This window comes from Streptomyces sp. NPDC002785 (genome assembly GCF_040295565.1).
Lineage (GTDB): Bacteria > Actinomycetota > Actinomycetes > Streptomycetales > Streptomycetaceae > Streptomyces.
This window is the reverse complement of sequence record NZ_JBEOVN010000407.1, coordinates 1-1,857: the sequence shown is the minus strand read 5'-3', so window position 1 is coordinate 1,857 and position 1,857 is coordinate 1. Positions and strand designations below refer to the sequence as shown.

2 protein-coding genes are annotated in these 1,857 nt (G+C 64.0%); both read right to left on the bottom strand.

Going from position 1 to position 1,857, the window contains the following annotated elements; translation table 11 throughout:
- Positions 1-158: 158 nt before the first annotated feature.
- The gene (locus tag ABTZ94_RS37410; RefSeq protein WP_351207905.1) at positions 159-1,232 is read right to left on the bottom strand and encodes a vWA domain-containing protein; all 1,074 of its coding nucleotides are present in this window, start codon (positions 1,230-1,232) and stop codon (positions 159-161) included.
- A gap of 115 nt (positions 1,233-1,347) precedes the next feature.
- Positions 1,348-1,596 (bottom strand): hypothetical protein, encoded by a 249-nt coding sequence (locus ABTZ94_RS37405; RefSeq protein ID WP_351207903.1) that lies wholly within the window; start codon positions 1,594-1,596, stop codon positions 1,348-1,350.
- Between the last annotated feature and the right edge of the window lie 261 nt (positions 1,597-1,857).

Here is a 1,857-nt window from a genome sequence, read left to right as displayed (position 1 = left end):
CGCAACCGCGCACGCTCGGCGTGGGTATTCGTCAACATGCCCGATCCGCTCCCGGCCCGGGCCGGGAGCGGTAGATGTGACCCGTGACCGCCCTGCCGTAGGGGGCAGTCGGGAGCATAAGCAAAGCCGTATCGAACCGACTCAGCAAACTCGGTCTTTTACGGCCGAGTAGTTGACAGCATGATGAGCAGACGCGTCTTCGGCTTGAGCTTTCTGTTCACCGAACGACTCTGCACGTACACCTCCAACTTGGGATTGTTCCCCGCCTTCACGGAGACGGTCCCCTGGATACCCGTACCGAACAGAAGGCTGCGCGCCGCGGCACCCGTATAGGCGCGATCGGTGTCCTTCTCGACCACGATGACTTCCTTGTTCGGCTGAACCTGAGCCCTGGCGCCCAACTGGTAGTAACACGACCCGCGTTCGTACGTCACGCCCGGATGCGAATCAACGAAGGGGCGAATCTCGACCTCCTTGTCGACTTTCAGGAGCCGATATTTGTCGGCCGGAATCGGTTCGAGGTTCGCCCGCACCTCGTCGACCGATATGTCCTGGCCGACGGCGAACAGGTTCTTCGTGCCGCGCACGCCCTGCTCGCGGCCCCGGAGGAAGCTGGTGGCGGCAGCGCGCACGGTGCCGATCGCCTCCTCGACACCCTCCTGGGAATCTGCATCCCAGATGGCGATGTTTCCGGCCGGGAAACCGTAATTCTGGGCGGTGCGCTTCGCCAGGGAGTTCGGAACGAGGATCGCGGACGTCCAGTGGCCCGGAAGCCCGCCCATCTTCGCCGTGATCTTGTCGAGCCAGGGGCCGAGGATGGCCATATCGCCATCGTGCCGCCTGTCGCCGCCGGAGGCGTTCTCCTCGCCGTCCGTCACCACGATCTGGAGGAAGCTGTGCTCGCCGTATTCCTCCCAGATATGACCCAGGTCGTCCAGGGACTTCAGAGAAGCCTCGATGAGGGCCGTAGCGCCATTTTTGACTTTGTACAGACCCCGCATGGACGGCAGATGCTTCACGTCCATGTCCCAGACCAGGTTCTCCACCTTGTGGTCGAAGGAGTAGAGGCTGATCCGGGTCTCATGGCCGAGGCTGTCCGACTCGGCCTTCAGGCCCGCTACGAACTCATCCACGACGCGGATGAGCTGACCCTGGTGCTGATGCATGGAACCCGAACAGTCCACTACCAGCGCGACGTGATTCACCTTGTGCTGGATCTTGTTGCCGGACACGTTTCTGCTCCTTTTCCGAGGCTCCCCGAGTGATGCTTGAACCCTATGCGGAGGTACTGACAACGGCGTTTGACGCACGATCACCTGGCGACCGTGCGAGACACCCAGGAGGCGATCAGGCGGCCGTCTCGACGCCGACACGGAGGACGTCATCCCCAACAGTCCGCGCTTCGTCGGCCACCGCCCGGGTTCGTTCTTCGGCAACGGCTGCCAAGAAGCAGTAGTGATCTGCGACAGTGGGCCACCATGTCTGCTGGCGCCAGTTGTTGTCGCCGGGAAGGCGTCCGGCGCGGCCCTTGGTGATGGTGGTGAAGACCACGGCGTCACGGGCGAGCCCGAGGACGTGGCGTTCGGGGGATTCCAAGACGTGCGGCGGGAGCAGAGTTTGGCAGCCTTGCTCCCGCGAGGGCTCTCGCATTCGGGCTTGGTCCGCCACGGTCTGCTCCAGCACGGCGGTCGCCTTCCACGGGGCTCGTCGCCGCTCGCAGGGCCGTGTACGCGACCGGGTCGCGCAGGAGCTCGGGCCCTCGGCCTCAGAGCCTGTCGGGTGGCTGATCATGCGTGATGCGTGACGGTCGTGATCTGCCTTCCGGGCATGGCGACGGCCCCGGAATGATCACGTGGT